Annotated in this window: 1 protein-coding gene; it reads right to left on the bottom strand. The window is 66.9% G+C overall.

All coding sequences use genetic code 11. The features are described 5' to 3' along the window. Window positions 1-502, bottom strand: a 502-nt coding sequence (locus tag ACFP3R_RS37795; protein ID WP_380643884.1) for a YheC/YheD family protein, incomplete at both ends; no start/stop codon positions are given.

The raw sequence follows: 502 nt of genomic DNA, 5'->3' as shown, positions 1-502 counted from the left end.
GTCATCGCGGGCATCATGCGTTCGATCTCGGCGCCATTGGCGAGGGGGCGCTTGTTGGCTTCGAGGAACCAGAAATGCAGATCCTGGTCGACGGCAAGGTCGATGCCGAACTCATAACAGGCGCCAAGGCCCGGCTGCTGGCACAGCGTGCTGGCGGTCTCCCGTGACAGTGCCTGGGCTTCGCGGACCTTGCCCTCGGGATCGGCCGCCCCGCGCGCGATGAAATAGGATTCCGCGTCGATCAGCGCGCTGCCCTTGGCCCGGTTCGAAATCAGCTTGGAACCAAGCGAGACGCGGCCCGTCAGGCGGAAGAAGTCCCAGCCATCGTCCGGCCGACGGACCATGTCGGCGCGCACCGTCGCCGGCTGGCCGGCCAGGTCGTGGGTGTCGATGAAGCGCTGCACCAGATAGGTGCGGTAGCCCATGCGCACGCGTATCGCGCCAATGACGCGCGCAATCGCCTCCGCGCGCGTGCCGCGCCAGGAGTGCTCGTCCTTGTGAA

It is taken from the genome of Saccharothrix lopnurensis, assembly GCF_042658445.1.
GTDB lineage: Bacteria > Actinomycetota > Actinomycetes > Mycobacteriales > Pseudonocardiaceae > Actinosynnema > Actinosynnema lopnurensis.
The sequence above is the reverse complement of the archived record's forward strand: the minus strand, read 5'-3'. Positions and strand labels throughout refer to the sequence as shown.